Here is a 24,920-nt window from a genome sequence, read left to right on the forward strand (position 1 = left end):
ACACCAGCCCGCTTGGATCTACCATTGTTGCACTGCAACATAGGAGGTGTGCCATGGCTCACTCCATCCTTCCCCCGGGGCGCAGGCTCCATCCGTCTGACTCTGAAAGACCGGATTCAGACCCTGAGGAGCGTCATCTCACGCCTGAACGGCTGGGCGTGATCGGTGGCTTCCTGGTGGGCTTGCCGGTGGGCATCAGCTTGGTGGGGGAGCCGCTGTCGTCCTTCGGGGCCCCTCAGTGGCTGGTGGTGGGCATGACCGCTCTGGTGGTCGCGGTGTTCATCCGCATCGGCTTCAGCCTGGGGTTCTCATCCTCTGAGGGCGATGAGCTCTGAGTTCAGCGAGGGCAACTGGTGGGCCGCACGTGCCTTGAGGCATTTGGCGTCCCCTGGGTTCACGTCCTTGCAGGACGATGGGCGCTGCGCATAGATGCCGCAGCTCACCCCCTGGCCGATGGTGCCTTGCAGGGCGGTGCAGCGGGGTGAACGCTCGGACGTGCCCTGCATGCAGCGCAGATGGGGTGTGAGTGGCTGAGTCAGCCCGACGGGCACCGTGCCGCCGGGGGCATCGTCGGCTTCAGCCCAATAGAAGGACACGCGGAAGTAGGCGCAGCAGGCGCCGCATTGCTGGCAGGTCTGGCTGTCTTCTTCAGGCGTGGGCAGTCGCTGGGCGCTCATGCGCGCCATTTTAGTGGCGCAGGCTTGGGTGCGCTCAGCGTGAGCTTTGCGCCAATGCTCCCGTCGTCCGGCTGGGGAAGGAGTAGCGCAGGATGCGCCAGATCACCTGACCGAACTGCCCGGGCATGGAGCCCGTGTTGTAGAACTGGCCATAGCGCTGGCAGATGTCGCGCACCACCGGAGCCATCTCGGCATAGCGGTTGGCCGGCACATCCGGGAACAGGTGGTGCTCGATCTGGTGGCTGAGGTTGCCCGTCATGATGTGCAGCAGTTTGCTGCCCGACAGGTTGGACGAGCCCATGATCTGGCGCTGATACCACTGCGCACGGGTCTCGTTCTTGAGGACGCTCTTGGGGAAGGTCTGCACATGGGTCGTGAAATGACCGCAGAAGATGACGGTGTAGGTCCACACATTGCGGATGCCGTTGGCGATCAGGTTGCCCAGGAACACCATGCCGAAGACTGGCCAGGCCAGCAGAGGGAAGACAATGTAGTCCTTGACCAACTGGCGGCGTGCCTTGCGCAGCGTGGGGGCGGCCTCGCGCAGCAACTGGCGCCAGGTGACGCGGCCAATGAACACGCGGCCCACGCGCAGGTTCTGGATGGCCACGCCCCACTGGAACAGCAGCGCGAAGATCACGGCATACACAGGCTGGAACAAGGTCGCCGGGTGCCACTTCTGCTCGGGGAACAGGCGCAGAACGTCGTAGCCGATGTCATCGTCCATGCCGTGCACATTGGTGTAGGTGTGGTGCTTGAAATTGTGTGTCTTGCGCCAGTTGTCGCTGGTGCCGACGATGTCCCACTCAAAGGTCTTGCCCTGCAGGTGCGGATCGCCCATCCAGTCGAACTGGCCGTGGATCACGTTGTGCCCCAGCTCCATGTTGTCCAGGATCTTGGAGACGGCCAGCAGCGCCACGCCCAGGGCCCACACAGCCCACATCCACACACCCGACAGCAGCAGGCCGGACATCAGCAGCACACGCCCACCCAGTTCGGTGAAACGCACGGCCTTGAGAATGCCTCGGATGTAACGGGCATCACGCTCACCCAGGTCGGCCACCGTGCGGGCGCGCAGGGCGTCGATTTCGGCGCCGAAGCGCTCCAGCTCGTCCCCGCTCAGGGTGCGGCTGCGGGAGCGTGCTGCCGTGGCATGGGCTACAGCCTGGGGCTGGGCTTGCGGCGCGCGGAGGGCAATGCTGTCGTCATCCAGGGCGTGTTCTTGGGAGGTGTTCATGATCACAGGTCCAGGGTCAGATCGGTGCAGGCGCGACTGACGCACAGCCGCAAGGCGGTGCCGGGCTCGGTGCCCAGCTCGCCGGTATTCACGTCCTGCGTGGTGCCCGATTGCTTGGTGCACACACAGGTATGGCAGATGCCCATGCGGCATCCGGATGCGGGGCGCATGCCGGCCGATTCCAGGGCTTGCAGCAGCGAGATATTGGAGGGCAGGTCCAGTTGTCGGCCACTGCGCAGCAGATGCACCTGCACAGTGGCGGCGCTGGCTGCGGCCTCATGCAGATCCGCCTGCGGGGCCGATGGGCTGAAGGCTTCTGCCTGGAAGGCGCTGACCACCGGGCCCAGGACGGCCCGGGCGCGTTCCACAAAGCCTCCGGGGCCGCAGGCCATGACCTGCTGACGCGGCAGCGCCTCGTGACCCACCAGTTCGTTGATCAGCTCGGCCGACAGGCGGCCACGGGCTTCGTCCGCGAGCAGTTCATGTTCACGCGTCAGCACGACCTGCAGACGCAGGCGCGGGAACTTCCGGGCCAGATCCTGCAACTCCTGTGCAAAACACACCTCGGCCCGGGTGCGGGCCCAGTAGATCAGGGTCAGGTCGACCGGCATCTGGCGCTCGGCCAGCGCACGCGTCATGCTCATCAGGGGGGTGATGCCGCTGCCGGCCGCCAGGAACAACCATGCACCCTGGGGCTGGGCCGGCAGGACCATGTCACCGAAGACATCGCCCAGCTCCAGCACATCGCCTTCACGGACATGGCGGCACAGGTGGGTGCTCAGATGGCCCCCTTCAACCCGCTTGACGGTGATGGAGATCAGGCCATCGGCCCGTGGCGTGCCGGTGAGGCTGTAGCTGCGGGTGGTGCGCCGGCCATTGACCTCGGCGCTGAGGTTGATGTGTTGCCCGGGCTGAAATGACGGGCGTCCGGCCTGACGCCCGGCAAAACAATGGCGGTTGGGTTGGAGCACCAGCGTCACGGCATCCTGTGCTTCCACGCGACGTTCCACCACCTGGGCCAGCGGACGGGCCCAGGACCATGCGGGGTGAAGCCGCGAGGCCCAGAAATCAAAGGTGGCCGGGTCGATCAGCGGGGCGATCCACTGGCCCAGTGACACGGAAGGGGATGCAGACAATCTTGACTCCAATCAGCTTTCGAGCGGATTGTACGACCATGAGGACAAATGTCTATACACGTGTGCATTAAATAAGGGATTATGATGAGCGGGTTTCCCTGACATTCAAATCGGTGCCCTGTGACTGCCGACTCCTCGATCCACCTGCCTCCCCCAGCCGGGTCTGCGGCATCGCCGCAGGCGGGCGCTGTGCTGGGGCGCAAACCTGTGATCTCGCGAGAGGACATCGTGGTGGCGGCGCTCAGGCTGGTCGGGCCGCAACGCAGCGTGTCGTCGCTGAGTCTGCGTGAGGTGGCGCGCGAGGCCGGCATTGCGCCGAACAGCTTCTATCGCCAGTTCCGGGACATGGATGAGCTGGCCGTGGCCCTGATTGATCTGGCGGGCAGTTCACTGCGGCAGATCATCGGTGAGGCGCGCCAGAGAGCGGTGCATGGTCGCAGCGTGGTGCGCAGCTCGGTCGAGGCCTTCATGGAGCGCCTGCGGGGAGGCGACAAGCTGCTGCACATCCTGCTGTGCGAGGGGGCCGTGGGCTCAGACGCCTTCAAACAGGCGGTGGACCGGCAGTTGAACTTCTTTGAAGAAGAACTGAGGTTGGACCTGATCCGCCTGGCCGAGACCAATCAGACCGGCTTGTACGAGCCTGCGCTGACAGCCCGGGCCATCACGCGTCTGGTCTTTGCCATGGGCGCGGTGGCCATGGATCAGCCTCCGGAGCGTTATCCGGAGCTGACGGAGCAACTGGAAAAGATGGTCCGCATGATCGTGACGGGCACACAGGTGCTGGGCAACCCACGCTGAGCCCCTTGAAACACTCAAAGGGCCGAAGCCCTTTGAATGCCGATCCTGCGAGAGCGTGTCCGCTGGCTCAGGGGGCCGATGCGGGGGCCGATGCCTGAGGTGCTGCAACTGCCGCACCCTTGCCATGCAGTTGTTCGATCTTCTGGTTCAGCTTGAGGATCTGTGCCTGGGTGGCCACCACCGTCGTGGCGTTGCGGTACAGACCGATCACGCCTACCACCAGGGCCAGCAGGGCAACGATGAACGAGGCGGCGATCCAGGTCGAGTGGTTTTGCGGGTCAATGATGTGTTGTTGATCCATGAGAAGCTCCTTGGAAGTTGACGAGGGGGTGAAAGAAATCGTTGCGAGGGTCAGCCTTGACGGGGGAAGTCCTTGCCGATCAGCAGCCTCACTGTGGTGTTCTTGTCCAGCGAGGCCACGCGCACGAGAGGCACCTGCTTGGGCAGGCTGGCATTGAGTCGACGTGCGGCGGTTTCAGCGCCTGCCACGTACTGGATCCGGGTGGTGCGCACGTCAAAAGGCTTGTGGTTGGTCAACCGTGGGCGCTCAAAACCACGGTAAGCCATCAATTCACGCGACACCTTCAATGCCAGTCCGGTGGTGCCATTGCCGTTGGCGATCTCGATGCGCGAGGGCAGGGTCGTGACATAGGGGTTGCTGGCGATCTGCGTTGCCGTGGGTGGGGTGCTCGGTGCAGGCAAGGTGACCACGGCCTGGGTCTCAGACGGGGCGGGTACTGGTGCCGCAGCGACCGTGTCCTGCGAGGGTCGAGCCCGGGCTTTCAGTTCCCAGACGTTGCTGTCCACGCTGACCAACTGCAAGGAAAGCGTGGGTTCGACCTGGGCCTGGAGCGCCTGAGGTGCGGCAAGCTGGCTGCCGGTGCTGGTGGTGGCTTGGGTCGATGCCACCGAGGCGGATGCGACGGCGGGCACGGTCGTCTCGGGCGCTGTCTCCGCAGCGGCCACCTGTTCGACCTGGGACTGTGCGTCGCGCTCAGCCGCTTGTTGAGCCTCGGCCATGTTGGCTGTGACCGCCTTGTTGCTGCGGTCCAGGACATGCGCACGTCCCAGGGCCTGCAATGCTTCGTTCAGCCGACCATTGCGCATCAGGTGGTAGCCCACATTGTTGTGGACATGGGCCAGATTCGGGTCGATCTGCAGTGCGAGTTGAAACTGCTGTTCTGCCAGTTCGACCTGCTGCTGCTGAGAATAGATCACTCCCAGCGCATTGTGAGCCTCGGCATGACGCGGATTGGCGTCCAGCACCTGGCGATAAGCCTTGATGGCTTCGGCCTGGCGGCCCTCCATCTGGAAGGATCGGGCCATGCGATAAAGCGCTTCGCTGTCCGAGCCATGGCGGACCTGCTGGATGGGCTTGATCAGCGTCTGGACCAGCGAATTCGTCTCGATGGTGGAACAACCAGACAGGCTCAGTGCCCCAATGGCCAGCGAGATGACGGTGCGGATGTTGTTCATGACGAACCTCTTGGACTATTGACCCGACATGCGCGGGATGAGTATTTGCAAGACGCTGATGGCGGCGGGCCCCAGCAACACGGTCAGCAAGGCCGGGAACACGCAGAAGATCAAGGGAATCAGCAGCTTCACGGGCAGCTTGGCGGCGGCTTCTTCGGCGGTCAGGCGGCGCTTGGTGCGCAGGGCCTCGGAGTGCACCTGCAGAGATTCAGCGATGCTGGTGCCGAAGCGATCGGCCTGCACCAGCATGGACACCAGGGCATCGATGTCTTCCAGACCGACGCGCAGTGCCATATTGCGCAGCGCACTGGCGCGGCTGGAGCCAGCGCGCAACTCCAGGCCGACCAGGCGGAACTCGTCTGACAGGGCCCCGCTTTCCAGGGCCATTTCACGCCCGACGCGCTCAATGGCCGCATCCAGGCCCAGACCGGCTTCGACGCAGACCCGCATCAGGTCCAGTGCATCCGGAAAGGCTTCGAACAACTCCCGTTGATGGATGCTCACCAGGCGTGACAGAACCGCGTTGGGCAGGTAGTAGCCAATGGCCGCAAACACCAGGGTGAGTGCCAGCAGCAGTGCCGGCTGAAGCGACGTGTCCGATGCCAGGGCATACAGCAGGAACAGACCGGGCAACACGAATGTCAGCACGGTCTTGGCCGCGAAATAGACGATGGGCGCCGTCAGCGTGCGGTAACCCGCGTTGTAGAAGCGCACGCGGATGGGAGACTGCTCCCAACCACCGCCTTGCTGCATGGCCGGGCGTGCCAGGGGAGCCGCCAGGGACTCGATCCAGTGGGCGGGTTGGGCGTTTTCCTCGGGGTGTCGGGGCACGGGGGTGTCGGCGGTCAACTCCTGCACGCGACGCTCCAGTGCGGAGGGCAGCAGTCGGGACACCACCAAGTAGGTGATTCCCAGGAACACCAGGAACACCACGGTATAGAAGATCAGTTCAGAGCTTGTCATGTGCATATTCCTGAATCAGATCCGGATCTTGACCATGCGCCACATCCACCACACGCCAATGACCATCAAGGTCAGGGCAAAGGCCACGAGGCGCAAGCCCATGGGCTCGGTCCACAGCTTGGAGATGAATTGACGGTTGACGATCGACAGCACGGCGGCCAGCACAAAGGGCAAGCCGGTCAGGATCTGTGCGGAGAGCCGCCCTTCGGCTGTCAGCACGCGGACCTGCCAGACCAGTTTCTGGCGCTCGCGGATCAGTTTGGAGATGGACTTGAGGATGTCGGCCAGATTGCCCCCGGTCTCGCTCTGGATCAGCACGGCCACCACGAAGAAGCGCATGTCGCTGCTGGCCACTCGGGCCGCCAGGTTCTGCAATGCCGTCTCCGTGGACACACCGTAGTTGATCTCATCGAACGCGGTCTTGAACTCCTGGGCGATGGGCTGCGGCCCTTCGGTGCCAACGATGAGCAGTGCGCTGGAAAAGGCATGGCCTGCCAGCATGGCGCGAGCCATCAACTCCAGGGCATCGGGCAGTTGCTGCTCGATCATGAACACGCGCTTGCTGCGCAGGCGATGGATATAACCCACCCACAGCAGCAGCAAGGCAGCCGCGAGGATGAGCGAGATCAACAGGGGCATGCCGAAGATGGTGGGCACCAGCAGACCGCCCAGAAACAGCAGCAGACCGATGCCCAGGAAAGACGCCACATTGACGCTGGTGCCCGATTGCGCCAGGAAGGCATCCAGGGACTGCACCTTGGGCAGGCGCGACAGCATCTCGTCGATGGCCGGCACATCGCTGAGCATGCGCTTCTTGACCAGAGAGGCGGTTTCGATCTGGGTGCGTTCACCCGACATCACGCGCAGGCGGCGGGCGATCAGTCGCGCCTCTTCGCCCATGTAGGCGCTCCAGGCCAGGTACAGGCCTTCAAGGAACATCACCGCGGCAAAGAAGCCGAGGATGACGAAGACAAAGTAGAGCCAATCCATGGGCTAGCCTCGATTCCGTGAGGGGTCGAAAAGATCCTCGCGCAGGGAGATCCCGCGTGTGATCAGTCGTTGTGCAAATTTCGGTCGGATGCCCGTGACGACGAAGCGTCCTTCCACGGTGCCGTCGGCTTTGACGCCGGTCTGGTTGAACAGGAAGATCTCCTGCATGCTGAGCACTTCGCCTTCGATGCCGGTGATCTCCTGCAGGCTGGTGATGCGCCTGCGTCCATCGGACAGGCGGGAGATTTGCACCACCACCGACAGGGCCGCGCCAATCTGCTGGCGCATGTTGCGCGGCGAGACCTGCATGCCCGACATGCCCAGCATGTGCTCCAGCCGGGTGAGGGCATCGCGTGGAGAGTTGGCGTGAATGGTCGTCATGGAGCCTTCGTGCCCGGTGTTCATGGCCTGGAGCATGTCCAGCACTTCCGCACCGCGCACCTCACCCAGAATGATCCGATCAGGCCGCATGCGCAAGCTGTTGCGGACAAGCGCACGCTGATTGACCTCGCCTTTGCCTTCAATGTTGGGAGGACGCGACTCCAGCCGCACCACATGGGGTTGCTGCAGTTGCAGCTCGGCCGCATCTTCGATGGTGATGATGCGCTCGTTGGGCGGGATGGCACCGGAGATCACATTGAGCAGCGTGGTCTTGCCGCTGCCAGTGCCGCCCGAGATCAGCAGGTTGACCTTGGCCTTGACCAGGCCCAGCAGCAGATCGGCCATCTCGGGGGTCAGCGTGTCGAAACTCAGCAGATCCTGCATGGTGTAGGGCACCACGGCGAAGCGGCGGATCGACAGCACCGGCCCATCGAGGGCCAGCGGCGCAATGATGGCGTTGACGCGCGAGCCATCGGGCAGGCGCGCATCGACCATGGGGCTGGACTCATCGATGCGACGGCCCACGCGCGAGACGATCTTGTCGATGATGCGCAGCAGATGGGCATCGTTGTCGAAGCGGATGCCGGTTTCTTCCAGGCGGCCGCGTCGCTCGACATAGACCCTGGACGCACCGTTGACCAGGATGTCGGAGACGGTGGCGTCGGCCAGCAGGGGCTCGATCGGGCCCAGGCCCAGCATCTCGTTCTGGATGGACTGGACGATGTGGCGGCGCTCGGTCTCGTTGAGGGCGATGCCTTCTTCGTCCAGCAGTTTCTCGGCCAGGATCTTGAGCTCGTTGCGCAGGCGATCTGGTGCGAGGTTTTCCATCGTGCGCAGATCGATCAGCGAGAGGATCTTGCGGTGGATGCGTGACTTGACCAGCTCGGTGCCATGGTTGGCCGCAGACGTGGCTTGTCCCAGCAGGCTCGGCTTGACGGCCGAGTCCTCCTGCTGCTCGAACTGATTGCGGATGTTGAACGTCACAATGGCTTCCAGCTGTGTGGCTTCACTTCTTGCCGAACAGACGGTCGAACCAGCCGTGGGGGCGGGGTGCATGGGTGCCGGTGATTTCCTCTGCGATGTCACGCAAGGCGTTCACCACCGGGCTGTTGGGGTTGACCTTGGCCAGCGACACACCCGTGTTGATGGCTTGTGCCACGTCCGCGAAACTGTTGGGGATGGTGCGGAACACGGGCAAGCCCACGGCCTTCTCGATCTGCGCCAGATCGATGGCACCGCCTTTTTCATAGCGATTGACGATCAGGTGCATCTTGTCGTCGGGGTAGCCCAGCGCGCGGCAGACCCGCACGAGGCGTTTGGCGTCCCGCACAAAGGGCATCAGGCTTTCCATCACCAGGAAGACGTGATCGGCCATGTCCAGCGCCTTGATGGCCATGCCATCCAGGAAGCGCTCCAGATCCAGCACGACGAAGTCATAGGAGCCCTGGGCGACTTCCAGCACCCGCTCCAGCTGGCCCGCCGTGACGGTCAGGGCAGTCTCGGGCGCCTCGGGGGCGGGCAGCAGGCTGAACATGGGGGCGATGTGCAGCATGCTGGCCGACAGCAGCTTGGCATCGAGCCGATCGATCTGCTGGGTCAGGGTGGTGAGGTCGGACTTGCCGGGGCCTTCTGCCACATAGAAGGAGGCATCGCCGAACTGCAGGTCCAGATCCAGAAAGGCCGTTTCCTTTTGGTATTCGCTGGCCAGCAGGTGCGCCAGGTTGGTGGCCAGGAAGGTGGCGCCGCTGCCGCCCTTGCAGGTGATGAACGCGATGACGCGCCCTCGCTTGACCGGGGGGGTGGCGCCGTTGGCAGGCCGCTGCGCGAAGCGACGCAAGGTGGCTGCCAGATCGGCCGGCGTGGCCGGTGAGGGCAGCACCTCACGAACGCCTGCACGCATGGCCGCCGTCAGGGTGTCGGCGTCGCGTGTGGGGCTCAGCATGATCACCGTGAGACCGGGGTGGGCGTTGATGCAGGTCTCGATGGACTGCAGGTCCGCATGCAACTGATCGCCGCCCGTGCTGTCCAGGATCAGCAGGTTGGATGCAATGTTGTCCAGCAAGGCTTGCAGCGGCTGATCCGCCTGACGATGCAGTGCGTCGCTGACGGTATAACCTTCGGCTTCAACACTGCTGCGCAGTTGCTCCAGCACCTTGTCGCTGCAGGAAATGAGTGTTGCTTTCATCACGTTGGTATCCGTAGTCAAGTGGAGCCGAGGGCTTCGATCGGGTAGGTCGTCGTGAACGGTGGCATCTGGATCGTCAGGGGCAGAAAGAAGATCACCGGTGTGAAGTTCATGTTCAGACTCACCCGCACAAAGCGACATGTGGCGGCATTGCAGGCGGGGCCCGTGAAAGTGCCGTCACCGGAGTACTCGATCGTGACGTCGTCAATGGTGAGCTGGGGCATGATGACCTGCATCTCGGCCAGCACGGCCGCCGAGTCCCCGTAGTTGACGATGGCAGCGGTGCGGGCACCACGCCGTGTGGCGTCGCTGGCGCTGTTCCACTGAAACAGCGCACGCCCAAAATCGAGGATGCCGAAGATCAGCATGAACAGCAACACCATCACGAGCGCGAACTCGACGGCGGCGGCTCCGGTCTGTGAACGTTTCATGAGCCCCCCTGTCGCATGGTGCATGAAATGGGGCCGAAGATGAAGTCCTGGATCACCCAGGGCACGATCGAGGTGAAGGGGTAGCCGGTGATGGTGACGCGGACCAGATTGACAGAGCCAAGGCCCGTGGGGACCGCGGATTCGTACTCAATGTCGATCATCTCGGTGGTCAGGTCGGGGATCAGGGGCGTGCCGGTGCAGACCGTTTTGCCATACAGCACCAGACAGCGGGCTTCGGTTTCTCCTGCCCCGCTGGACTGCATGGACAGATAGCGGGAGGCATCACGCGTGGTCTTGACCAGTTCGTTGTAGACATAGAAGGCGCGCCCCAACTCCGTCATGCCAAATGTCATGATGACGAGCGGGATCAGCAAGATGGCGAATTCGATGGCTGCCACGCCGCGAAGATGAGGATGTGCTCTCATGGCCGCCTCACTTCACCAGCTTGGGAACAGTGGTTCCCGTGTTGCCGGGGGCGCCGGTGGTGGCGCAGTCGGTGTTCTGACCAAAACCGCGGAACTCCATCTGCACGTCCTGAGCCGGATCCACGATAGGGGTGATCAGGAGCACGCAGGCATAGTCAACCACGGGGATGTTCTTCTTGCCATCGACCAAGTCGGTGCAGTTGATCACCGGGACGAAGACCATGCGACGGTCCTGCCCCTTGGCAAGTTCTGTGGCTGTCAGACTGCTCTGGTAGAACTTCTCCGGCTTGCCCTTGTCGTCCAGCAGTGAATTGGGGTTGTAGGGGTCGTGCGTGTTGTTCTTGCGGGTCACATAGTCGGGGTAGGCGTTCTGAGGGGCCGGTCGGTCCCATGTGCCGGGCCCGACCTGAACCCCGTTCTTGTCCACCTGCTTGGGGGTGTAAGCGTAGCCCGTGCGATCCGGCGGGTAGGCCGCGTTGTCGTCGGCTCGGTAAGGGGCCGAGTACAGGCCAAAGCGCGTGTTCCAGGCGTTGGAGACGCTGGACGTGATGCCAGACTTCATGTCGACCAGCGAGCCCACGGGCACATTGCAGACACCGTCGCCAATGATCTCGTCCGCCAGGTTGGCGGCACCGTGCCCGGCGAAGCTGATCCAGCCATAGTTGCCATGGGAGGCGGATCCGGAAGAATTGCGGCCACCATACCAAGTGCCCACGGTGAACCCTCGGTTGGGCAGGACGCCCGCCGAGTTGGTGCACATTGCCAGCGGAATGGCGCACTGGCTCTGCGAGCCTCCCTGCAAGCCCGCGATGGCATAGGCGCTCAGCTCACGGTCGGTCAGGCCTGCAATGCCCATGAACCACAGCACCACACTCTTGGGGTTGCTCTCATGCGGTGCGCAACGCACATGGGTGGTGGTGGACGACACGGAGCGCGAGTAGGGGCCATTGGGGTTGTCGCTGAAGGTCACGTCCTCGGGCAGGATGTTGACATCCTCGCCCTGCAGATCGCTGCGGTTGCGATTGCCCACCGTGATGCCTGCTGCCGTGATGCGATCGATCGCGCCGGTGCTCAGATCATTCATTTCGCGTGCGGCACTGAGCGCGCAGGCATCGGCGGCGTTCTGCAACTCGCTCTTGGTGACGAACAGGTGGCCCAGGTCGATCACCAGGCCCAGCATCAGAACCAGCGCCACCAGGGTGAAACCCACCAGCACGGCCACAGCACCTCGCTGTTGACGCGCGGGTCGGGTCATGGATGCACGCTTGCTCATGGTCTGGATCCTGATGCGCAACACGGTGTGGTCTTATTTGCCTTCATTGCCACCCAGGCCCAGGCCAAGCACATCCTTGCTCTGCTTGGTCGGTGCGGAGTAGGAGCGCTGATAGTTGTCCACGGTCGCTTTGGCGGCCTGCCCGTCCATGCCGGCGCTGGTGGGCTTGACCAGCGAGGCTTGCGGGTTCACCGTCTGGGCCATGGCGGCGCCGCGAACCGAGTCGCCAAAACGTTCTTCTGCCTGGGGGGAGTAGCCTGTGCAGGCCGTGGTCAGAGTGGCCACGGTCAGGAGGAGTCCGAGTGTGCGCATGATGGTGATCCTTTACTTGACCTGGAAGCCGCCGGCCTGCTGGGGTGCGGCTGTGTCGGACTTGGCGGGGGCGGGCGTCTTGGGGTCGCCTTCCATGCGGCCGTTCAACAGGAACTCGGCACGGCTGGGCGCTGTGAAGTTGTCTGTGGGCAGGCTGTAGTTGGCCGGCAGAGGTTTGGCCAAGCGGGGCGTGACGATGAACAGCAATTCGGAGCGATCCGTCTGGAACTCGCTGCTGCGGAACAGGGCGCCCAGCACGGGCAACTCGCCCAGCACGGGCAGGGCCTTGACGCCTTCGGTCACGTTGTTCTTGATCAGGCCGCCAATGGCGAAGGTCTCGCCGTCGCGCAACTGCACGGTGGTGGATGCGCGCCGTGTGGTGATGGTGGGCAAGCCCGAGGATTCGACCTGGCCCAGTTCGGACACTTCGGGTGTCACGTTCAGGTTGATCAAGCCGTCTTCCAGGACCGTGGGTGTGAAGCGCAGGCCCACGCCAAACTCGCGCTCTTCCAGGGTGGGCAGCCCTCCGACGGTGCCCGAGGGCACAGCGATGAAGATCTTGCCGCCCGCCAGGAAGGAGCCTTCCTGGCCGCTGACGGCCGTGATGGTGGGTTCGGCCAGGATCTTGACCAGGCCCTTTTGAACCTCGGCATCCAGTGTGACCGACGTGCGGCCGTTGGGGCGTGCGGTGCTGATGGATCCGCTGCCACCGCTCAGGAAGTCGCTGAGCATGGTCACGGTGGTGTTGCCGATCGTGCGGGTGGCGCTGAACTGCACGCCCAGCTTGTCCAGCAGCGTCTTGGAGACCTCGGCCACCTTGACTTCCAGCATGACCTGTTGTGATCCGTCGACGCGCAGCAGGTTGACCACCTTCTTGTTGCCGGCATAGACCTCGGCCAGTTGCACCAGCCGGTGGGCCTTGAGGGCATCGCTGACCCGACCAGTCAGCACGACCGAGTCACCCAGCGAGCTGAGCGTGACGCCTGGCTCGGAGGGCACGAACTCGGTCAGCTTGTGCTTGAGCGTGCTGGTGTCCACGCCCACACTGAGGTCCATCACGGTGGCGCGGCCATCGCGGGTCCAGACGAACATGTTGGTGGCGCCAATCTTCTTGCCGAGGATGTAGATCTCACGGGGATTGATCAGCATCACGTCTGCCACATCGGGGTTGCCGACCGACAGGCGGGAGGCCTCGGAGGGCAGGCGCACCAGTGAGGACTTGCCGACGGTCAGCTGCAAGGGCGGGGCCATCTCGGTCTGACCCGAGTACTTGGCGGTCTGCGGCGTCATGGTGGTGCGCTTGGCGGGCTCTGCCTTGGCTTCCGCCTGAGACTTGGTGGCCGGGGTGTTGGCCGCCAGTTGCTCCGTGTCCGCAGCGACTGCGATGTGCGTGACCAGGGTGCTCAGGACCCAGAGGGTCGCCGTGCGCAGCGTGAACGACGCGCGAGAGTGATCGGCAGTTCTTTTCATGGTGTGCTCGCGTAGGTGTGGAGGGTGGGAGACGGGGTCATTCACCGGACTTCTGCAAGCCACGGATCACTTCAACTCGTTCCGCAGCAGGGGAGGGGGCAGGCGCCGAGGCAGGCTTGCGAACCGGGGCGCTCACACGACGGGGGGCCGGGCGTGGTGGTGTCTGGGCTGCCGCGCTGGCCGAACTGGCTGTGGGAGCTGCCACCGTGGTCACTGGCGCGACCGTGGGCTTGCCCAGGAGATCTTCCTTGCGGGCGCCGCTGGTGGCGACACGCCCCTTGTCGACCTGGCTGCGCAGCACCAGGGAGAGCGAGCCCACGCTGCGGGCCAGATCGATCATCTCGGCTTCTTCCGGGGTGACCTCCAGCGTCACGGCATTGACGACGCGGGGCTTGGCGTCCGCACCGGTCGAAGTGTCCTGAGCGACGGCCAGCACCAGGATGCGTTCCAGCACGATCTTGGAGACGGCGTTGTTGGCCTCATCGGGCGTGTTGACCATCACATCGACATAGTTGCCTGGCAGTGCAAAGCCAGCCACGCCAACGATCTCGTTGACCTTGACGGTGACGGCACGCTTGCCATCTTCCAGCACGGCAGAGAGGCCACCCTTTTCTCCCGGAGGGGCCAGCTTGGCCGCCAGCACGGGCTCACCGCGCAGAACCTGTGTGTTGACGACACGATCCGCCAGCTTGTCTGTGCTGCTGAACGCATCCTTGAGGGGGGCTGTGGCGGGCCATTCGACGACCTGCAACATCTTGCTGGTCAGGCGCGTGCCCACCTCGATGTCCTGGGCCGCGACGACGACGCTGGTCGTGGAGACCTTGCCTCGGTTGGAGACCCATTTGGCGGCCAGTGCCACCGCGGCGGCCCCCACGATGATGGAGATCAGGATAACCAGGAGTGGTCGTACGTTTTTCATGTCAGCATTCCATGTGGTTGGAGGCTGGCCAGAGTGGGTGGCCTCCCGTCTCGTCGTGCTGCTGCGCTTCGGGTGTGAGCCGAAAGCGCGACAGCATCAGAATCTCTTGCTCAGCAGGACATACAGAACCATCCCCGCGGCGATGGCGCATGCATAAGGCATCCGGCTTTGACTGACCGGGAAGTTCTGGGCGCTGGGCAGCTTGCCGGCGCTGGCATCCATCACGCCGTGGAGCAGACCGGTGCGCAGGTTGCTCAACACGTTGGCCGACTGCCGGTGCCGGATCATCCAGAGCAGGGACAGCACGCCGCCTGATGCGAAGGTGGCCAAGGTCAGTCCGAAGATGCCGGGCATGCCCGTGAACATGCCCAGGGCCGCGATCAGCTTGACGTCGCCTGCCCCAAGGATTCGAAAGATGTAGAGCGGAAGCAGCAGCGCCAGACCGACTGCACCGCCGATCAAGGCGTCTGCCAAGCCCAGACCGCCCGGCATGCTGGCGATCAGCAGGGCACTGAACGCGCCGCTCAGAACGCACCAGTTGGGGATGCGCATGGTTCTGACATCGGACCAGACTGCCACGATGATCATGGCACCGGATGCGAGCAACCACAGCATGTCATGTGAAATTGGAGGCATGAATAGTCCTTGGCATATGAATATGCCAATAGGAATCCAGAATGTGAACTGAATATGAACCGATGCTGAGCAGGGGGCGGTGATCAATCGATCAAAATGCGATCAAACACCGCCGCCATTTCAGTCAGCCATCAGGCTCAAGCCCCGCCAGGGCAGGTGCCGTTGCCAGGACCACCGCCCAGGCAATCTGCGATTTGCTGGAAAATGGTGTTGAGATTGGTGCCCACCAAGGCCGCCGCAATGATGATCACGACCGAGATGAGTGCAGCCAGCAAGCCATATTCGATGGCGGTGGCGCCATTCTCGTCAGATGCGAAATCGCGGAAGAATTTGATCACGGTGTTCATTTTCAGTGACTCCAAGTGGATGTGAAGTGATAACGCAATAACAATCTACTCTCAATTGCTGCGCTGCGCCATGGGTTTCAGATACTCTCGGCCTCGGGTGATGTGGGGCGAAGGCAACTGTCATCAAACCTGGGTAGCTGAGGGCGCATACAGGTTCCCGCTGTCGCAGTTTTCAATGAAAGTGGAATGCGCTCGCCAAGAGCGCCCAATACCTGTTTCAGGCGCCGCCAGGGCAGGTGCCATTGCCTGGGCCGCCACCCAGGCAGTCAGCCACCTGCTGGAATAAGGTGGTGAGGTTTGTGCCCACCAGCGCTGCAGCCACGATGATCACCACGGAGATGAGTGCCGCGAGCAGACCATATTCAATAGCGGTGGCGCCACTCTCGTCAGAGGCGAAGTCGCGGAAGAATTTGATCAGGGTTTTCATTTGCAGTGGCTCCAAGTGAATGTGAATGGGTTGTCCGTAACTAAATTTACTCCCATTTGCTGCATTGCGCCATTGACATTTCTCAAGGTCGGTTGATGTTGCCATGGGCGCCTGACAACGCTACCATCGAGCGTTTCTGATGGCCCTGATGGTCTATTTGGACAAATTGACTGGGCTGGCGCTGACGCTGGCCGCCAGCGGATGGCCCTGGTCATTGGCGGGATGCCTGGCGCTCACTGGGCCCGTAACTTGCTCACGGATGGAGCTGACCGTTCCATTTCAAGACAAGCGGAGTCCCGAGTGTCCATCCACGTCGCACTGAACCACGTTACCCATTACACCTACGACAGGCTGGTCCAGCTGTCGCCGCAGCTTGTTCGCCTGCGACCGGCGCCCCATTGCCGCACCCGTGTGCTGTCGTATTCACTCAAGATCGAGCCGGCAGCCCATTTCATCAATTGGCAGCAGGATCCGTTTTCGAATCACCTGGCTCGCCTGGTGTTTCCCGAGAAAACCCGGGAGTTCAAGGTCACCGTGGATCTGGTGGCCGAGATGGCGGTCTACAACCCCTTTGATTTCTTTCTGGAGCCCGAGGCGGAGCACTATCCCTTTGCCTACGATGCGGCCTCCTTGCACGATTTGGCGCCCTATCTGGCCAAGGCGGAGCTGACGCCGCGTTTCAAGGCTTTCGTGGACAGCATCGATCGCAGCGAGGTGCGGACCATCGATTTCCTGGTGACGCTCAATCAGCGTTTGCAGCAGGACATTGCCTACACGATCCGCATGGAGCCGGGCGTGCAGACACCCGAGGAGACCTTGACCCTGGGCTCGGGCTCATGTCGTGACACCGGCTGGCTCATGGTGCAGGCCCTGCGGCACCTGGGGCTGGCTGCGCGCTTCGTGTCGGGGTACCTGATCCAGCTCAAGGCTGATGTGGCGGCACTGGATGGTCCCTCAGGCACCGAGGTCGACTTCACCGATCTCCATGCCTGGTGCGAGGTGTTCCTGCCCGGCGCGGGCTGGATCGGCCTGGACCCCACCTCCGGCCTGATGGCCGGTGAGGGCCACATCCCGGTGGCCTGCACTCCCGAGCCCACGGGAGCGGCGCCCGTGAGCGGTGCCGTGGATGAATGCGAGGTGAGCTTTTCTCATCACATGGGCATCACACGCATTTATGAGAGCCCTCGCGTCACCAAGCCCTACACCGACGAGCAATGGCAGGCGATCCAGGCCCTGGGACAGGAGGTCGACGTCCAGTTGCATGAGGGGGATGTGCGCCTGACCATGGGGGGGGAGCCCACCTTCGTGTCGGTCGATGACCGCGATGGTGCGGAATGGAATACCGAGGCCCTGGGGCCCACCAAGCGGGGCCTGGCCACCACTTTGGTGCATCGCCTGCGAGAGCGCTATGGACAGGGCGGTTTCCTGCATTTCGGACAGGGCAAGTGGTATCCAGGTGAGCAGTTGCCGCGCTGGGCCTTGTCCATCTTCTGGCGCGAGGATGGGCAGCCGTGCTGGCATGACCCCAGCTTGTTCGCCGATGAGCGCAGTGAGGTGCGCTACACCAGCGACGATGCGAAGCGTTTCATCGAATCCCTGTCTCAGCGCCTGGGCGTGGGCGCCGATCACATCCTGCCGGGCTATGAGGATGTCTGGTACTACCTCTGGCGTGAGCGCCGCTTGCCGGTCAATGTCGACCCGCTGGATTCGCGTCTGGACGACGAGCTGGAGCGTGTGCGTTTGCGCCGAGTCTTCAGTCAGGGGCTGGATCAGGTCACCGGCTATGTCCTGCCACTCAAGCGGGATGTGGCGCCGGATCTGAGTGGGCCGACCTGGGTCACCGGCCCCTGGTTCTTCCGTGACGAGCGCATGTATCTCTTCCCGGGGGATTCACCCATGGGCTACCGCTTGCCGCTGGACTCGCTGCCCTGGGTCAGCCCGGAGGAGTTCCCCCACATGCTTGCGCATGATCCCTTTGCCGACAAGGGGGCCTTGCCCGCTGCTGCGGCTTTGCGGGCGCAGTACGCAGGCCAGGCCTATGCATCGCATCGCACGGGCGGTGGTTTTGCCGAAGGGGGTGTCGTGGCCGTGCAAGGCCAGGGGCATGAGTCGGGGGGGGCATCGCCGGACCGCTTTGCGTCGGCGAACTGGATCACCCGCACGGCCCTGGTGGTGGAGGTGCGCAACCCCGATCGGGCCAGCGGGCCCAAGGTGGAGGCGCAGGGGCGGGGCGGTGGCGTGCTGTATGTGTTCATGCCGCCCCTCACGCAACTGGATGACTATCTGACCCTGTTGGCGGCGGTCGAAGCCACGGCCGCCGATCTGGGGGTGCAGATCGTGCTGGAGGGCTATCCACCACCGCGGGATCCGCGCCTGAAGATGTTGCAGGTGACGCCCGACCCCGGAGTCATCGAGGTCAACATCCATCCGGCCTCCAGTTGGGACCAACTGGTCGACCACACGGAGTTCCTCTATCAGGCGGCGCACGAGACGCGCCTGTCCACCGAGAAGTTCATGCTCGATGGACGCCATACCGGCACGGGCGGTGGCAATCACTTCGTGCTGGGCGGCGCCACGCCGGTGGACAGCCCCTTCTTGCGCAAGCCCGAGTTGCTGGCCAGCTTGCTGACTTTCTGGCACAACCACCCCTCTCTGTCCTATCTGTTCTCCGGGCTGTTCATCGGGCCCACGAGCCAGGCGCCGCGCATCGACGAGGCGCGCCAGGATCAGGTGTACGAGGTCGAGATTGCCCTCAAGGAAATCGAGCGGCAGATGGGGCTGTGGGGGCAGTGCCCGCCGTGGGTGATCGATCGTGCCTTGCGCAACCTGCTCATTGACGCCTCGGGCAACACGCACCGCAGCGAGTTCTGCATCGACAAGCTCTACTCACCCGATGGGCCCACGGGTCGGCTGGGTTTGCTGGAGTTGCGGGCCTTCGAGATGCCACCCCATGCACGCATGAGCCTGGTGCAGCAGTTGCTGCTGCGAGCGCTGGTGGCCTGGTTCTGGCGTGAGCCTTACCGGGGGCATGGTGCGCAACGCCTGACGCGCTGGGGCACGGGCCTGCATGACCGCTTCATGTTGCCCAGCTTTGTCGAGCAGGATTTTGCCGACGTGCTGGCCGAGTTGTCCGAGGCCGGTTTTGACTTCGACCCGAGCTGGTTCGCGCCGCATCTGGAGTTCCGCTTTCCCTTCGTGGGTGAGGTGGCCGTGGCCGGCGTGCGCCTGACCTTGCGCAGTGCCCTGGAGCCCTGGCATGTGATGGGCGAAGAGGGGGCCGCTGGCGGGACCGTGCGCTTCGTGGATTCGTCCCTGGAGCGGCTGGAGTTGCGCGCCACAGGCCTCAATGGCAACCGCCATGTGGTCACCGTCAATGGGCACACCGTGCCCATGCATCCGACGGGGCGGGTGGGAGAGTTCGTGGCCGGTGTGCGCTACCGGGCCTGGCAGCCACCCTCGTGTCTGCACCCCACCATCGGCTCCGATGCGCCGCTGACCTTTGATCTGGTGGACACCTGGCTCAAGCGCTCACTGGGGGGCTGCCAGTATCACGTGGCCCATCCCGGGGGGCGCAATTACGACAGCTTCCCCATCAACAGTTACGAGGCGGAGAGCCGTCGGCTGGCGCGCTTCTTCCGGCTGGGGCACACCCCGGGCCGCATGGAGATCCAGACCAGCGAGCCGGGTCTGGAGCATCCACTCACGCTGGATCTGCGGCGCGTCAAGCAGGGCTGAGGTAGGCGCGGGTCAGCTTCCACTGCCCGCGGCTCCATTGAAACTCCAACTGCTCGACCCGGAAGGATGTGGGGGTCATCCAGGCTCGGGCGGGCAACTGCTCGGTCCGGGTGATGACCTCGCGCAGGGAGCGCTTGACCGTGGCGCCGCCTTCGCTGCTGAAGATGGGCTGATCCAGCACTTCGTGAAGCATGTGCTTCAGCCGGGCGCGGCCCACGCGTTGCACGGGGTCGTCATCCATCTCGCCTCGCACCAGCAGCGGCAGCTTGACCATGGACTGCAGCGCCGCATCATCGCCTTGTGCGACCGCTTGTCGAAAGGCGCTCCAGAACACCTGGGCCGAGGCTTTGGCCGTGGGTTTGCCGGCGGGCGTGCTGGCGGACGTGCTGGCGGCGGTCACGGCGGTCGCGGTCGTCGCCCAGGCCAGCGACGAGGCGCAGCAGAGGGCCAGCAGCAGGGTCTTGGCAGCGAGCTTCATGGGATGGGCAGGGGGAGTTCAGGTCAGGTGGTGGGCCAGCGCAGGGCTCGCAATTGCCAGCTGCTGCGACGGAACTGGGAGATTTTGACCTGATTGCTCTGGTTGCCTCCCAGCACGGTGTAGTGGCGGTCCGTCTGTTCGACCAGGAAGCCGACGTGGTTGCCGCTGGTGGTCAGGCTGGAGCCCGCGGCTGCTGCGTTGCGGATCACGATGATGGCGCCCTCGCGGGGCGTGGTGGCCTGGCCCCAGTTGATCCAGCTGGCGGCTGCGGCGCTGCGCGTGCCGGTGATGCCGGCTTGCTGCATCACCCAGTTGACGAAAGATGCGCACCAGGCAATCTCGTCGCTGCCCGCGCGCAAGGTGGTGGTGGCGTGGTATTCCAGGATGCGGCGGTTGTGCTGCTGCCCGACCACCTCGGATTGCCCGATCTCGGCTCGCGCGATGTCCATCCAGCTGGCGGCGCTACCTCCTGACGATGCGGGCGAGACGGAGGGGGTGGATGAGGTCGACGAGGTCGGCGCGCTCTGTGGTCGAGGGGTGACGCGCGGGGTGGCGATGGCCGTCACGCCAGGCAAATCACCGGGCACGCTCTGCAAGGCCAGCCAGGTCATGGCGCCAACGATGCCGTCGGCCGTCAGGCCCCGGGAGGTCTGGAAGGCGCGCACGGCCCGGTCGGTGCCCGGCCCGAAATCCCCATCTGTGCGCAGGTGCGGGCTGGGGCGGCTGTTGGCGTTGAGCAAGGTCTGCAGCCGCTGCACGGCGGGGCCTTGGTCGCCGCGGCGCAGGGTGCTGGATGCGGGCGGCACGGCCGACACCACCACGGACCGTGCTGGTGACCGCCAGCCTGACAAGGCGTCAGGCCCCAGATGGATCCACTGCTCCAGTGCGCGCATGGGGTGCCTCCAATTGCTGTGCCGACATGGCAAAACGGCAATTTACACCTTTGGGCGCCCTGCGTCTTGTTCAGGCTGGCGAAAGTCTTGCTTATGCTGCTGCGACATTTGGGACAATGGCGCCATGATGGCAGTCGGCGCCTGCTCCATCGCCATCTTCCGCCCCTGGATGCACAAGAACATGACCTCACTGCCTTTGTTTGATGCCGATGCGCTGCCGCAGGGGCGGCCGGCCGGGGCCGTGGTGGCGGCGGATCTGCTGGCGCGGGCGCGAGCGGCCGAGCCCGGCCATCACGATGAGTTGCGCGACGCGCATGGTCGGCTGCGGCCCGTGTGGCAGCAGTTCGCGGAGCATCTGGGTGGCCCCCTGGACGACCTCAGCCGTCGCCAGTCGGTGCTGGGACAGCAGATCATCGAAGACGGGATCACCTACAACATCTACAGCGCCCCGGGTGGGCGCAGCCGTCCCTGGTCACTGGAAGTGCTGCCCATGATCGTGGGGCCACAGGATTGGGCCCTCATCGAGCGAGGGGTGTCTCAGCGCGCGGCCTTGCTCAACACCATCTTGCAGGATGTCTATGGACCGCAGCGTGTCCTGAAGGATGGGCTCTTGCCGGCGGCCCTGGTCCTGGGACACCCGGGTTATCTGCGTGGGCTGCAGGGCGTGCAGCCACCCGGCGGGATCCATCTGCACGTGCTGGCCTTGGATCTGGTGCGCGGTGACGATGGCCTCTGGTGGGTGGTGTCGCAGCGCACCCAGGCCCCCTCCGGCCTGGGCTATGTGATGCAGAACCGCCTGCTGGTGTCCCGGCAGTTTCCGGAGGCCTACCGGGCGATGAATGTGCAGCACCTGGCCAGCAGCTATCGGCGCATGCTCGATACCCTATCCGCGCTGGCGGAGCCCTGTGCAGCAGGTCAGACACCGCGCCTGGCCCTGTGGACGCCTGGTCCCTACAACGAGACCTATTTCGAGCACGCCTACCTGGCGCGCTATCTGGGCATCCCGTTGGTCGAAGGGGGGGATCTCATCGTGCGCGATGAACGCGTCTACCTCAAGACGGTGCAGGGTCTGGAGCCGCTGCATGGTCTGCTGCGCCGGCTGGACGATGACTTTTGCGATCCCCTGGAGTTGCGTCCCGACTCCACACTGGGGGTGCCGGGCCTCCTGCAGGCGATTCGCGCGGGGAATGTGGTGGTGGCCAATGCCCTGGGAACGGGCTTTCTGGAGTCGCCCGCCATCCACGGCTTTCTGCCGGCGCTGTCGCGCACCCTCCTGAGCGAGGACCTGGTCCTGCCCTCCTTGCCCACCTGGTGGTGCGGCGAGTCGGCAGCCTGGCAGGCCGTGGCGCCTCAACTGGGGCAGCAGGTCATTCGCTCCACCTACCCGCGTCGCGGCTTCGAGCCAGTGATCGGCCCCACGCTCACCCCCGAGGGCCTCAAGCTCTGGCGCGAGCGCATCGAGCGGGAGCCGGGCACCTACACCGCCCAGAGTTTCGTGCCGTATTCGCAGACACCGGTGTGGTCGCAGGGCCATTGCAGTCCACGCGGAGCCTCCTTGCGCGTGTATGCCCTGGCCGATGGCATGGGCGGCTGGCAGGTGCTGCCGGGGGGCATGACACGCATCGCCTCGCGCGAAGCCGGTCCCGTGTCCATGCAACGCGGGGGCTCCAGTCTGGACACCTGGGTGGTGACGCAAGAGCCCGTCGACAGCTTCTCGATGCTGCCCCAGCACATGCGGCTGGAGGATCTGGTGCAGCGCCAGCGGCCCGTGGCCAGCCGCACGGGGGAGAACCTGTTCTGGATGGGGCGCTACACCGAGCGGGCCGAGCAGCAGTTGAGGCTGGTGCAGGGACTGATCCATCTGCTCGGCGACGAAGACCACGCCGAGCCGGTTGTGCTGGAGGCCATGTCCGCGCTGAGCGAGGGGCTGGGCCTGGTGCCCACCGGAACGCCCACCTTGGCGCAGTCGCCCCGGGTGTTTGAGCGCGCAACCCTGGAGGCCCTGACCGATGTCCAGGCCTCCCAGGGGGCCTGCAGCCTGGCCTGGAACCTGAACACCCTGGGCCGCTCGGCCCAGCTTCTGAGGGATCGCCTGTCGCCCGAGCATGACCGGCTCTTGCGCACCTTGTGCCCTGACTTTGTCGCCCGCATGAGGCCGGACGAGGTCGCTCCGGTGGCGCTGGGCGGGGGGCGGGACGCGCTGGAGCATCTGGCCATGCAGCTGGCGGCTGTGACGGGCGCGCAGAGCGACCGCATGACGCGTGACGCCGGCTGGCGTCTGCTGACGGTGGGGCGCCTGGTGGAGCGGCTGTGCGGATATGCAGCCTTCCTGCAGGCTTTTGTGCAGCATGGCGCCTGTCACAGTCCCCTGAGCTTTGATCTGCTGCTGATGCTCTTTGACAGCGCCATCACCTTCCGGGCGCGATTCCAGCGGCGTCTGGAGTGGCCCGCGCTGGTGGCCACCGTGGTGCTCGATGAAACCAACCCCCGTGCCCTGGCCTGCGTGCTCAGGCGCCTGCGGACCGAGCTGGGCAAATTGCCCGTGCGCGCCGGGCAGCAGGGCGACTTGCTGGCCTTGCTGCCCTGGGAAGGGGTGGGCGTGGCGCCCGAGGTGCTGGCGGCACCGGCCAATGGCGAGGCTGCCGTGCTGGCCCTGGCCGAACGTCTGGCGGATGCGGGCTGGCGCCTGTCCGACGAGTTGGGACATCGCTACTTTGCCCATGCCGAGCCGACCGAACAGACCATGAGTGCCTGAGCCATGTCCGCCCATGACCCGACCCGACTGAGCGTCGAACACGTGACGCGCTACGAGTACAGCCATGCGGTCGAGATGGCCCACCATGTCGCCTGCCTGCGCCCCTTGTCGGATGCCGCGCAGACCTTGCGTGTGTTCGACATGTCCGTGAGCCCGCTGCCCACGCAGCACAGCACGCGCCGCGATGCCTTTGGCAACAGCCGGGCCTATTTTGCGATCAATGCGCCCCACACCGAACTGACGGTGCGCGCGCGCAGCGAGGTTGAGGTCAGGGAGCGCTACCTGGGCCTCGATCCCGGCACCACGCTGCACGTCGCGGGCGTGCGTGAGCGTTTGAGCTATCGGGCGCATGCCCCCTTCGAGGCGGCCAGCGAGTTCGCCTACGCGTCGCCCTACGTGCCGCTGCACGAGGCCCTGCGCGATTACGCCACCCCCTCATTGCATCCCTCGCGCCCCCTGGCGGAAGGCGTCATCGAGCTGATGCGACGCATCCATCGCGACTTTCGTTACGCGCCATCCACCACCGACATTTCCACGCCCATCCTGGAGGTGTTCGAGCGTCGTCAGGGCGTGTGCCAGGATTTTGCGCACCTCATGTTGGGGTGTCTGCGCGCCAGCGGTCTGTCGGCCCGTTATGTCAGCGGCTACCTGCTGACCCAGCCGCAACCGGGGCAGGCCAGGCTGGTCGGGGCCGATGCCTCGCATGCCTGGGTGAGCGTCTGGTGCCCGGGCCTGTCGGGTGAACTGGCCGGCGAGTGGCTCGATCTTGACCCCACCAACGATTGCCTGCCCGGCAGGCAGCACATCCGCGTGGCCCATGGCCGTGATTTCGGGGATGTGACGCCCTTGCGCGGCGTGATCCGAGGCGGTGGCGCACACACCTTATTGGTGCATGTCACCACCTTGCCGCTGGAGGGTGTGCCCGCCTGAGCGTACATTCCGTCACATGGCCTGCTCGTTTGCGAGGCTTGGCATA

Annotated in this window: 25 protein-coding genes; 5 read left to right on the top strand and 20 right to left on the bottom strand. The window is 64.4% G+C overall.

Annotated features, from left to right (window positions below; all coding sequences use genetic code 11):
* Positions 1–53: 53 nt before the first annotated feature.
* Positions 54–335 (top strand): hypothetical protein, encoded by a 282-nt coding sequence (locus tag VFW84_RS06070; RefSeq protein ID WP_329679543.1) that lies wholly within the window; start codon positions 54–56, stop codon positions 333–335.
* Here the strand turns inward: VFW84_RS06070 and VFW84_RS06075 are convergent.
* Genes VFW84_RS06075 through VFW84_RS06085 form a run of 3 tightly spaced genes read right to left on the bottom strand, consistent with a single transcriptional unit; the run spans position 309 to position 3,050 of the window.
* On the bottom strand, positions 309–677 hold the full coding sequence (locus VFW84_RS06075) for a YkgJ family cysteine cluster protein (RefSeq protein ID WP_329679544.1): 369 nt from the start codon (positions 675–677) through the stop codon (positions 309–311). The genes VFW84_RS06070 and VFW84_RS06075 overlap by 27 nt on opposite strands.
* Before the next feature lie 34 nt (positions 678–711).
* On the bottom strand, positions 712–1,914 hold the full coding sequence (locus tag VFW84_RS06080; protein WP_329679545.1) for an acyl-CoA desaturase: 1,203 nt from the start codon (positions 1,912–1,914) through the stop codon (positions 712–714).
* Positions 1,915–1,916: 2 nt separating this feature from the next.
* Entirely contained in the window at positions 1,917–3,050 is a 1,134-nt protein-coding gene (locus VFW84_RS06085) for a ferredoxin reductase (protein ID WP_329679546.1), read from the bottom strand.
* A gap of 120 nt (positions 3,051–3,170) precedes the next feature.
* On the opposite strand from VFW84_RS06085, the gene fabR reads away from it, so the two are divergent.
* Positions 3,171–3,848, top strand: coding sequence for an HTH-type transcriptional repressor FabR (fabR, locus tag VFW84_RS06090; protein ID WP_329679547.1), 678 nt, complete (start codon positions 3,171–3,173; stop codon positions 3,846–3,848).
* 67 nt (positions 3,849–3,915) lie between these two features.
* Here the strand turns inward: fabR and VFW84_RS06095 are convergent, their stop codons facing one another.
* The 15 genes from VFW84_RS06095 to VFW84_RS06165 form a co-directional block, all read right to left on the bottom strand.
* Positions 3,916–4,149, bottom strand: a complete 234-nt coding sequence (locus tag VFW84_RS06095) for a hypothetical protein (protein ID WP_329679548.1) — start codon at positions 4,147–4,149, stop codon at positions 3,916–3,918.
* Positions 4,150–4,199: 50 nt separating this feature from the next.
* Entirely contained in the window at positions 4,200–5,324 is a 1,125-nt protein-coding gene (locus VFW84_RS06100; RefSeq protein ID WP_329679549.1) for a LytR C-terminal domain-containing protein, read from the bottom strand.
* Between the two features lie 15 nt (positions 5,325–5,339).
* Positions 5,340–6,287 carry a type II secretion system F family protein gene (locus VFW84_RS06105; RefSeq protein WP_329679550.1) on the bottom strand — a complete coding sequence of 316 codons (948 nt, stop codon included), beginning with the start codon at positions 6,285–6,287 and terminating at the stop codon, positions 5,340–5,342.
* 15 nt (positions 6,288–6,302) lie between these two features.
* Complete coding sequence (locus VFW84_RS06110; RefSeq protein ID WP_329679551.1) at positions 6,303–7,277, bottom strand: type II secretion system F family protein; 975 nt, start codon at positions 7,275–7,277, stop codon at positions 6,303–6,305.
* A 3-nt stretch (positions 7,278–7,280) separates the two neighbouring features.
* Entirely contained in the window at positions 7,281–8,642 is a 1,362-nt protein-coding gene (locus tag VFW84_RS06115) for a CpaF family protein (RefSeq protein WP_414638906.1), read from the bottom strand.
* A gap of 22 nt (positions 8,643–8,664) precedes the next feature.
* The gene (locus tag VFW84_RS06120; protein ID WP_329679552.1) at positions 8,665–9,843 is read right to left on the bottom strand and encodes an AAA family ATPase; all 1,179 of its coding nucleotides are present in this window, start codon (positions 9,841–9,843) and stop codon (positions 8,665–8,667) included.
* Between the two features lie 17 nt (positions 9,844–9,860).
* Entirely contained in the window at positions 9,861–10,274 is a 414-nt protein-coding gene (locus VFW84_RS06125) for a TadE/TadG family type IV pilus assembly protein (RefSeq protein ID WP_329679553.1), read from the bottom strand.
* Positions 10,271–10,699, bottom strand: a complete 429-nt coding sequence (locus VFW84_RS06130; protein ID WP_329679554.1) for a TadE family protein — start codon at positions 10,697–10,699, stop codon at positions 10,271–10,273. Before VFW84_RS06130 ends, VFW84_RS06125 begins: the two co-directional genes overlap by 4 nt.
* 7 nt (positions 10,700–10,706) lie before the next feature.
* Complete coding sequence (locus VFW84_RS06135; protein ID WP_329679555.1) at positions 10,707–11,972, bottom strand: pilus assembly protein TadG-related protein; 1,266 nt, start codon at positions 11,970–11,972, stop codon at positions 10,707–10,709.
* 33 nt (positions 11,973–12,005) lie between these two features.
* Positions 12,006–12,284, bottom strand: a complete 279-nt coding sequence (locus tag VFW84_RS06140; RefSeq protein ID WP_329679556.1) for a hypothetical protein — start codon at positions 12,282–12,284, stop codon at positions 12,006–12,008.
* A gap of 12 nt (positions 12,285–12,296) precedes the next feature.
* Positions 12,297–13,754 (bottom strand): type II and III secretion system protein family protein, encoded by a 1,458-nt coding sequence (locus VFW84_RS06145; RefSeq protein WP_329679557.1) that lies wholly within the window; start codon positions 13,752–13,754, stop codon positions 12,297–12,299.
* Between the two features lie 37 nt (positions 13,755–13,791).
* Entirely contained in the window at positions 13,792–14,673 is an 882-nt protein-coding gene (gene cpaB / locus VFW84_RS06150; protein ID WP_329679558.1) for a Flp pilus assembly protein CpaB, read from the bottom strand.
* A 96-nt stretch (positions 14,674–14,769) separates the two neighbouring features.
* A complete protein-coding gene (locus tag VFW84_RS06155) occupies positions 14,770–15,309 on the bottom strand; it encodes an A24 family peptidase (protein ID WP_329679559.1) in 540 nt (179 codons plus the stop codon).
* Positions 15,310–15,446: 137 nt separating this feature from the next.
* On the bottom strand, positions 15,447–15,656 hold the full coding sequence (locus tag VFW84_RS06160; protein ID WP_329679560.1) for a Flp family type IVb pilin: 210 nt from the start codon (positions 15,654–15,656) through the stop codon (positions 15,447–15,449).
* Positions 15,657–15,873: 217 nt separating this feature from the next.
* On the bottom strand, positions 15,874–16,083 hold the full coding sequence (locus VFW84_RS06165; RefSeq protein WP_329679561.1) for a Flp family type IVb pilin: 210 nt from the start codon (positions 16,081–16,083) through the stop codon (positions 15,874–15,876).
* A gap of 300 nt (positions 16,084–16,383) precedes the next feature.
* On the opposite strand from VFW84_RS06165, the gene VFW84_RS06170 reads away from it, so the two are divergent.
* Positions 16,384–19,818, top strand: a complete 3,435-nt coding sequence (locus VFW84_RS06170; RefSeq protein ID WP_329679562.1) for a transglutaminase family protein — start codon at positions 16,384–16,386, stop codon at positions 19,816–19,818.
* On the opposite strand, the gene VFW84_RS06175 is transcribed toward VFW84_RS06170, so the two are convergent.
* On the bottom strand, positions 19,805–20,296 hold the full coding sequence (locus VFW84_RS06175) for a hypothetical protein (RefSeq protein WP_329679563.1): 492 nt from the start codon (positions 20,294–20,296) through the stop codon (positions 19,805–19,807). The two genes, VFW84_RS06170 and VFW84_RS06175, sit on opposite strands and share 14 nt — an antisense overlap.
* 23 nt (positions 20,297–20,319) lie before the next feature.
* Positions 20,320–21,189 (bottom strand): TIGR02594 family protein, encoded by an 870-nt coding sequence (locus tag VFW84_RS06180; protein WP_329679564.1) that lies wholly within the window; start codon positions 21,187–21,189, stop codon positions 20,320–20,322.
* A 124-nt stretch (positions 21,190–21,313) separates the two neighbouring features.
* Here VFW84_RS06180 and VFW84_RS06185 point away from each other — a divergent pair, with 124 nt between their 5' ends.
* Both VFW84_RS06185 and VFW84_RS06190 read left to right on the top strand, forming a co-directional pair.
* Entirely contained in the window at positions 21,314–23,944 is a 2,631-nt protein-coding gene (locus VFW84_RS06185; protein ID WP_329679565.1) for a circularly permuted type 2 ATP-grasp protein, read from the top strand.
* Positions 23,945–23,947: 3 nt separating this feature from the next.
* Positions 23,948–24,874: a transglutaminase family protein gene (locus VFW84_RS06190; protein ID WP_329679566.1), complete on the top strand. Its 927-nt coding sequence runs from the start codon at positions 23,948–23,950 to the stop codon at positions 24,872–24,874.
* The last annotated feature ends 46 nt before the right edge of the window (positions 24,875–24,920 follow it).

The organism is Aquabacterium sp., assembly GCF_036279655.1.
GTDB lineage: Bacteria > Pseudomonadota > Gammaproteobacteria > Burkholderiales > Burkholderiaceae_C > Aquabacterium.

Bases quoted from the DNA above. Each gene is read 5' to 3' on its own strand.
- VFW84_RS06110 (WP_329679551.1), bottom strand. From the start codon at position 7,277: ATGGATTGGCTCTACTTTGTCTTCGTCATCCTCGGCTTCTTTGCCGCG.
- VFW84_RS06135 (WP_329679555.1), bottom strand. From the start codon at position 11,972: ATGAGCAAGCGTGCATCCATGACCCGACCCGCGCGTCAACAGCGAGGT.
- VFW84_RS06130 (WP_329679554.1), bottom strand. From the start codon at position 10,699: ATGAGAGCACATCCTCATCTTCGCGGCGTGGCAGCCATCGAATTCGCC.
- VFW84_RS06190 (WP_329679566.1), top strand. From the start codon at position 23,948: ATGTCCGCCCATGACCCGACCCGACTGAGCGTCGAACACGTGACGCGC.
- VFW84_RS06125 (WP_329679553.1), bottom strand. From the start codon at position 10,274: ATGAAACGTTCACAGACCGGAGCCGCCGCCGTCGAGTTCGCGCTCGTG.
- VFW84_RS06105 (WP_329679550.1), bottom strand. From the start codon at position 6,287: ATGACAAGCTCTGAACTGATCTTCTATACCGTGGTGTTCCTGGTGTTC.
- VFW84_RS06140 (WP_329679556.1), bottom strand. From the start codon at position 12,284: ATGCGCACACTCGGACTCCTCCTGACCGTGGCCACTCTGACCACGGCC.
- VFW84_RS06180 (WP_329679564.1), bottom strand. From the start codon at position 21,189: ATGCGCGCACTGGAGCAGTGGATCCATCTGGGGCCTGACGCCTTGTCA.
- VFW84_RS06155 (WP_329679559.1), bottom strand. From the start codon at position 15,309: ATGCCTCCAATTTCACATGACATGCTGTGGTTGCTCGCATCCGGTGCC.
- VFW84_RS06185 (WP_329679565.1), top strand. From the start codon at position 21,314: ATGATGGCAGTCGGCGCCTGCTCCATCGCCATCTTCCGCCCCTGGATG.
- VFW84_RS06145 (WP_329679557.1), bottom strand. From the start codon at position 13,754: ATGAAAAGAACTGCCGATCACTCTCGCGCGTCGTTCACGCTGCGCACG.
- VFW84_RS06175 (WP_329679563.1), bottom strand. From the start codon at position 20,296: ATGAAGCTCGCTGCCAAGACCCTGCTGCTGGCCCTCTGCTGCGCCTCG.
- VFW84_RS06100 (WP_329679549.1), bottom strand. From the start codon at position 5,324: ATGAACAACATCCGCACCGTCATCTCGCTGGCCATTGGGGCACTGAGC.
- VFW84_RS06160 (WP_329679560.1), bottom strand. From the start codon at position 15,656: ATGAACACCGTGATCAAATTCTTCCGCGATTTCGCATCTGACGAGAAT.
- VFW84_RS06075 (WP_329679544.1), bottom strand. From the start codon at position 677: ATGAGCGCCCAGCGACTGCCCACGCCTGAAGAAGACAGCCAGACCTGC.
- cpaB (WP_329679558.1), bottom strand. From the start codon at position 14,673: ATGAAAAACGTACGACCACTCCTGGTTATCCTGATCTCCATCATCGTG.
- VFW84_RS06095 (WP_329679548.1), bottom strand. From the start codon at position 4,149: ATGGATCAACAACACATCATTGACCCGCAAAACCACTCGACCTGGATC.
- VFW84_RS06120 (WP_329679552.1), bottom strand. From the start codon at position 9,843: ATGAAAGCAACACTCATTTCCTGCAGCGACAAGGTGCTGGAGCAACTG.
- VFW84_RS06070 (WP_329679543.1), top strand. From the start codon at position 54: ATGGCTCACTCCATCCTTCCCCCGGGGCGCAGGCTCCATCCGTCTGAC.
- VFW84_RS06080 (WP_329679545.1), bottom strand. From the start codon at position 1,914: ATGAACACCTCCCAAGAACACGCCCTGGATGACGACAGCATTGCCCTC.
- VFW84_RS06165 (WP_329679561.1), bottom strand. From the start codon at position 16,083: ATGAAAACCCTGATCAAATTCTTCCGCGACTTCGCCTCTGACGAGAGT.